Origin of the sequence: Williamsia muralis NBRC 105860 (genome assembly GCF_001598915.1) — a bacterium.
GTDB lineage: Bacteria > Actinomycetota > Actinomycetes > Mycobacteriales > Mycobacteriaceae > Williamsia > Williamsia muralis.
The window spans coordinates 1-6,286 of sequence record NZ_BDAP01000017.1 but is presented as its reverse complement, the minus strand read 5'-3'; the positions used below and the strand labels follow the sequence as shown (position 1 = coordinate 6,286).

At 59.9% G+C, this 6,286-nt stretch carries 6 protein-coding genes and 1 other annotated feature; of the genes, 2 read left to right on the top strand and 4 right to left on the bottom strand.

Annotation, left to right across the window (positions count from 1 at the left end; genetic code table 11):
* On the top strand, positions 1-1,142 hold a 1,142-nt coding region (locus WIMU1_RS25645; protein WP_062801339.1), incomplete at its 5' end, for an IS256 family transposase.
* Between the two features lie 858 nt (positions 1,143-2,000).
* Here WIMU1_RS25645 and WIMU1_RS26970 read toward each other — a convergent pair.
* The 4 genes from WIMU1_RS26970 to WIMU1_RS26955 form a co-directional block, all read right to left on the bottom strand.
* Complete coding sequence (locus tag WIMU1_RS26970) at positions 2,001-2,207, bottom strand: IS3 family transposase (RefSeq protein ID WP_369792574.1); 207 nt, start codon at positions 2,205-2,207, stop codon at positions 2,001-2,003.
* Positions 2,167-2,463 carry a hypothetical protein gene (locus WIMU1_RS26965; RefSeq protein WP_369792575.1) on the bottom strand — a complete coding sequence of 99 codons (297 nt, stop codon included), beginning with the start codon at positions 2,461-2,463 and terminating at the stop codon, positions 2,167-2,169. Before WIMU1_RS26965 ends, WIMU1_RS26970 begins: the two co-directional genes overlap by 41 nt.
* A 69-nt stretch (positions 2,464-2,532) precedes the next feature.
* Positions 2,533-2,799: an IS3 family transposase gene (locus WIMU1_RS26960; protein ID WP_369792573.1), complete on the bottom strand. Its 267-nt coding sequence runs from the start codon at positions 2,797-2,799 to the stop codon at positions 2,533-2,535.
* Between the two features lie 46 nt (positions 2,800-2,845).
* Positions 2,846-2,979: a sequence feature (AL1L pseudoknot), on the bottom strand.
* The gene (locus tag WIMU1_RS26955) at positions 2,937-3,251 is read right to left on the bottom strand and encodes an IS3 family transposase (protein ID WP_023955297.1); all 315 of its coding nucleotides are present in this window, start codon (positions 3,249-3,251) and stop codon (positions 2,937-2,939) included. It overlaps the preceding feature by 43 nt.
* Before the next feature lie 1,453 nt (positions 3,252-4,704).
* Between WIMU1_RS26955 and WIMU1_RS25630 the strand changes: the two genes are divergently transcribed.
* Positions 4,705-5,625 (top strand): ParA family protein, encoded by a 921-nt coding sequence (locus WIMU1_RS25630; protein WP_023955295.1) that lies wholly within the window; start codon positions 4,705-4,707, stop codon positions 5,623-5,625.
* Positions 5,626-6,286 lie beyond the last annotated feature (661 nt).

Sequence of the window (6,286 nt, the reverse complement as noted above, 5' to 3'; positions counted from 1 at the left end):
AACTCACCAAGAACGTTCTAGAGACCGCGTTAGACGCGGAGATGACCGAGCACTTGGGCTACGAGAAACATGATGCTGCCGGCCGCGGCAGCGGCAACTCCCGGAACGGTACACGGTCCAAAACCGTACTTACCGAGATCGGGCCGGTGGAGATTGAAGTGCCACGTGACGTCGACTCTTCGTTCGACCCGCAGATCGTTAAGAAGAGACAGCGACGCTTGACGGGTATTGATGAGATCGTATTGTCCTTGACTGCAAAGGGTTTGACGACCGGCGAGATATCCGCGCACTTTCAGGACATCTACGGAGCGTCGGTGTCGAAGGACACGATCTCACGCATCACCGACAAGGTCGTCGGGGAAATGACGGAGTGGCAGAACCGGCCACTCGATCGGGTGTATCCGGTGATATTCATCGATGCGGTGCACGTGAAGGTGCGCGATGGGCAGGTCACAAACCGGCCGATGTATGTGGCGATCGGGGTCACCGTTAATGGCGAACGCGACATCCTGGGGATCTGGGCCGGCGAGGGCGGTGAGGGCGCCAAGTTCTGGCTTTCGGTCCTGACCGAGATCAAGAACCGTGGTGTGGCGGACGTCTGCATCGTGGTGTGCGACGGACTCAAAGGATTACCTGAGGCGATCAACACCGTCTGGGAACTCGCCGTGGTGCAGACGTGCATTATTCATCTGATACGCAACACCTTTCGGTTCGCATCACGGAAGTATTGGGATGCGATGGCACGTGATCTCAAACCTGTCTACACCGCTCCGTCGGAGTCTGCGGCCAGGGAACGATTTGCAGAGTTCACGCAGACATGGGGTCAGCAGTATCCAGCGATCATCAAGATGTGGGACAACGCGTGGAGTGAGTTCGTTCCGTTCCTGGACTACGACGTCGAGATTAGGCGGGTCATCTGCTCGACGAACGCGATCGAGTCTGTCAACGCTCGCTACAGGCGCGCGGTACGGGCGCGTGGGCACTTCCCGACCGAACAGGCGGCGCTCAAATGCTTGTATCTGGCCACGCGTGCTCTGGACCCGACAGGGAAAGGTAAGGCACGATGGGCAATGAGGTGGAAGCCCGCGCTCAATGCGTTTGCGATCACCTTCGAAGGACGCATCACCCCGAACGGTAACTAACCGACATCAAGGTCGGATCCACCGTTAATCGGACACTCCCGCCCCACCGGACCGCGCTAATACAAGCAGCTAGTGTGAGCGTTGTCGTCTCGCGAGATGTGAATGGGTGTTGACCGGATCGACATCGCGAGCGCTAATGCTGCTGTCACGGTGGCTTCGTGTCTGTGGGTTCCGGCCCACCCAATCAGCCTTCCTCGAATGGGCAATTGCCCACTTATGAGATTCGTTGTGCGGCTTCACCGCGGCTTTCGGATGTGGTTCTGGGAGTCAGTGCGAGCCGACGACAGCCCTGCCGAGCGCTCTCCTTCCGACTACTCGACCGCAAGGGCAGCGACCTTTCGGGATGTTCACGTCATCGCTGCCGGTGTAGCGGCAGCAGTAGCGAGCTCGGGGCAACAGCACATACGTGGATCGCACCCTTGCCTTGGAACTGGCAATAGACGTGCCTGGACTCGCGGGGCACCTCGTAGGTGTCACCGGAATGCACCGACCGCCCATGTCGACGTCGGCCCCGTCAACTTGCGGTCCTACACACCGCCTTTTAGATTGCTTGGCAGGCCTTGCGGTCGAACAGGGAGCCGCAGTGCCGCTGTACTTCCCCGGGGGTGAGTGAGGGTAAAGGGCAATGATGGCGAGTCAGGACGAGACCCGGCAATGCATGGTCGTCGGATGCCGCCGACCAGGGACATGGACCGAGCTGGAATACGCCTCAGACGGAGTGTCTGAAACTGAACGCGTGCGGTTGTGCGGCGAACATGCAGTCGGCCTGTCGGGCTAGGCAGCTCGGTTCACGGAGGGATTAGTTCTGGCAACCCGAGTGGGCAGGCTGAACCGTCCTGGACCGGATGGAGACCCGGTTCAAGCCACCTCCGCCTCGGAGGCGACCTGCTCACCGTAGCGGCTCTCGTACTCGATCGGCGAGCAATAGCCGATGGACGAGTGCAGTCGGTCGCTGTTGTACCAGTGCACGTATGCCGCTGTCTCACGTTCAACCTCGGCCCGGTTGCTCCAGGAACGATCCCGCTCAATCAACTCGGTCTTGTACACACCAATCGCTGATTCCATGAGGGCATCGCCCACCGTTCCGATAGATCCGGTGATGCCAGCCTCGCGCAGTTCCTTGCTGAAAGCGATCGACGTATACTGACTCCGGGTGTCGTTGTGATGCACCAAACCCGTTGCAGTGAACGAGAAGTCGTATCTTCGACGACAAACAACCTTGCTCGACGACACTGGAAACCAGCGGAGTTTCCTTGTTCGACATCACTCGCCACCCCAAAATGCGACGCGAGAAGACGTCGACAAGGAACGCCACGTACACAAACCCGGCCAGCGTCCAGACATATGTAACGTCGGCGACCCACAACTGATCCGGACGGTCAGGCGAATCTCATTGCCGCTTACCATGATCAGGGTACCTGGGCGCCTTGTCCTCGCGCCGGGTGGTGACCGTGCGGTGTGTGCCGCGAACCGCGCCGGAGATCCCGCTGATTCCCATCAGTCGGGCGACCTGGTCGCGGCCCATCATGTGGCCGGCGCGCCACATCGCATGCCACATTTTGCACACTCCATAGGCAATAGCTCGGTGGTGCATCGAACTACGCTGGCGGGTGAACTCCAGGTAGACCGCGTGTGCGTCGTACGCCTCGGCCAGCATCGCGGCCGAGGATCGGGCCCGTTTTCTTGCGGGCGTAGTAGGTGGACGGGGCGATGTGCATTCCGTGCTCGTGGTGAGCACTCGGCAGATCGGATTGACCCCGAACCGGCCCCTGTGAGCGTCGATGTAATCGACGATCACCGCAGTCGGCGGTCGACCTCCGCCGCTGCGAAGAACGCCGAAGCAGTCTTCAAAATCTCATTGGCCCTGCGTAATTCAGCATTCTCTCTGCGCAGCGACGCGAGCTCAGAATCTTGTTCAGCGACTGTCTTCGAACCCTCCGCCGCCGCAACGGGCAGGTCCTTCTCGATCCAGTTCCGCAGAGTCGCCGGATTGATATCCAACAAGGCGCCGACGTGCTTACGTGCCGCCAGCTTAGACTCATCATGCGACGCCAGCCGGTCCTCGTACATCCTCACAGCCCGCTCGCGGGTCTCTTGGCCGAACTTCACATTCTCCTGGTGAGATCACGGTCCACCAGACCCAGGACGGTTCACGTGAGCCCTCCAACTAGCGCGCAAAGTGCGTCTTTGACGCCCGCCGTGCGCACGGTGCGCTAAGGGGGCCGTCGGCCTACTCGAGGCCACGGCAGGTGCACCCGCGAACGGCTAGTCGATTGGTGGCCGGAGAGGTACCAGATTGTGGCGCATTTGGCTCTAGCCGTGCTTCTCGTACGTCGAGTCGCGCGGTCAATGACTGCGGGCCGGAGTGCCCGGCCATTTCGTCACGTGACAGCAGGCTGCGTGCGTTGTCGGCATCATTGGCGGAAGCGGGCTTCACGCCTCCTAGTCACAGATGTCTTGCGTCGAACTAGGCTGTATTGGCGTATCTCCGCGCGGTTCCACAAGGCACTCCCGACTGGCTGGACAGCCTTCGACGAGCGTCGTTGGAGTCGCGTCGGCCGCAGTCGCGGAACATGCTGTCCGTCAGCGGTGCACTGAAGCGGCAGCGCGGTAGCCGCCCTGGTTGCCGAACTCACCCGAATTAAGTCCCGCGTTAATGCACGCATTACGTGTCGCCTTAAGTACGGTTGACGTGGGTCCTGCAAGCGGACGCATGCGCAAGCTGGGCGGGTCCGCGAACTACTTGCCATGAATCTGCGCGCCGGTCGGACAAATGAGCAACGCAATATCTACACCTGTCGGCGAGGGGGTAGGCCCACGGCTTCCGGATCGGGATAGTCCGGACGTACAAGTCCACCGTCTCGACCTCGGGCTTGGTCTGTTCCGTGTGCCTCGGCCATTGACTACCGCGCCCGTTCATCGACCGCAGGACGCACGCGTTCCCGAAAGTAGACCATGTCTGACGCACCGGGTCGGTCTCTACGTACGGAGCGCCACCACCGCATATCGCCCACGCCGACACCCCACAACTGTCACGCCGTCGATGACCGTTTGACCCGTTATCGCCAGGCGGAGTCCCTTGTACACGAAGCTAGTTCGCCCAGTTCAGAGCCTATTAAGGCTGGCCGTAATGCACGCATTAATGCCGCCATTACGTAACTACATACGTCCATCCTTAGCGTCGGTCCCGAATACGGCATGCTTTCATACAGTACTTGCCACCCTGCCCGCCGCCGCAGTATTCGATATACGTGCAGCCACACTTCGGCACGGACGCCATCGACTAATTCTTTAACTAAGTTCTCATCTACAGCCCGCGTCATTGCGCACTGTATAGAAGCAACTGCGGTCCTTCCTAGGTCAAGCTACACATCGGCCCCTAGGCTAGGCAGCAGGCTCGGACGCATTAGCAGAACTGAAGCGGGCTGTAGTGAAAACAGTGCGTGTCGCATCAGGCGATGCCATACAGCTTGGACTATCGTGGCTCCTACATCGCGCACCCATACGCACTTCACTTCGTGTCGCACACCGCGCAGCAACTCACCATCGAAAGCAGGAAGTCATGGACGACTTAACGCCGGAGCTTTCTCGCGTCGTCGCCTTTGCGAACGGCAAAGGCGGTGCCGGTAAAACCTCAGTTTCAGTGAATTGTGCGGGGCTTGCCGCTGCGGCCGGCTGGCGAACTCTGTTTATCGACCTGGATCCTCAGGGCAACGCCGGCGAGGACCTCGGGTACAACCAAGCCGGGTCAACCGACAATGGCCAGCATCTCCTCGACGCGCTCGGTTCAAGCCAGAAGCTAGCGCCGGTCTTGAGCGAGGTCCGCCCGAATCTCGATGTAATTCCCGGCGGTGAGGCTCTCGACGACCTGGAGTCCATTCTCGTAGGTCGGGCTCAGCGATCGAAGCAAGTCCACAGCATGTTGGCTGAGGCGTTGACCCCGTTGGCAGGGGAGTACGACCTCATTGTTCTTGACACACCGCCGACGCGCCCCAGCCTTCTTCAGGTCGCCCTGGGCGCTACGCGATGGATAGTTGTTCCAACCAAACCTGACCGTGCGAGCATCCTTGGTTTGGGGGCACTCGCGACTCAGATTATTCAGGTTCGTCAGTTTCATCCCGACATTGATGTCCTGGGCGCAGTCCTGTTCGACGTGTCGACTTCGGCGAAGGCTGTACGACGCAATGCGATTCAGGATATTACTGACGCGCTTGGCGGCGCCGCTCCCTTGTTTAAATCCGTGATCCGCCACACGGAGACCTGCGCTGTGCAATCCCGCGAGGAGGGGAAGCTCATCCATGAGCTCGCTGAGCAAGTCGAGGATGCCGAGCCGTACTGGAAAGCGCTGAAAGAGGGAAGGACCCCGACGCGGGTGCCAGGAAGCGCTCCCGCATTGGCTGAGGACTACGTACTGCTTTGTCAGGAGATCTTGCAACGTATCGCGCAGATGGAATCAGCTGACGCGGAGGATGAAGCCGTATGAGTGAGCGACCATCGCTGAGTGCGGTGCCCGGCCTCAAGCGAGCGAACGCGCTTCCTGGGCCGCCTCCACGAAAACCGCGCGTTAACCCAACACCAGGCGATGCGGTCAAATCGTCGCCGCCAGCAGCAAATACCGAATCGGCCGCGGTCTCGACCGCACCGCCCAAGGAAGTCAAGCAGCCACGCATGCCTAGGCGCGCGAACGACTCGGCTGCCAATTCGCTTGTTCCAGTGACGTTGTCACTGCCTGTACCTTTAGTTCAACGTCTCAAACGGTATGCGAAGGACCACGAACTGGCCTACGCGAACGTGATCATGGATGCGATTGTTGCCCATCGGGATGAGCTAGGAGCACTGGTAGCTCACCTGCGCCCGAATGTAGCGTCCGACGGCATATTTGTGCGAACCACACCGAGAAAATCGGCTGAACGGACAACGCTGTCCTTCCGAACTCGCCGCGCGAATGTTATCGCTTTAGACGAACTTTGGGAGAGCGAGGAGATTGCTGCCGAGAACCGGTCTCAACTGTGCCACGCTGCTCTGGACGCGTACCTGCCTTAACGAAGAACGCGCGCGCCCACACAGACTCACGCCACACTAAGACTGTCATGTAATGCAACCCGGTCTAAGGCTCGGCCGTACGCCATACGCCCCTCAGCATT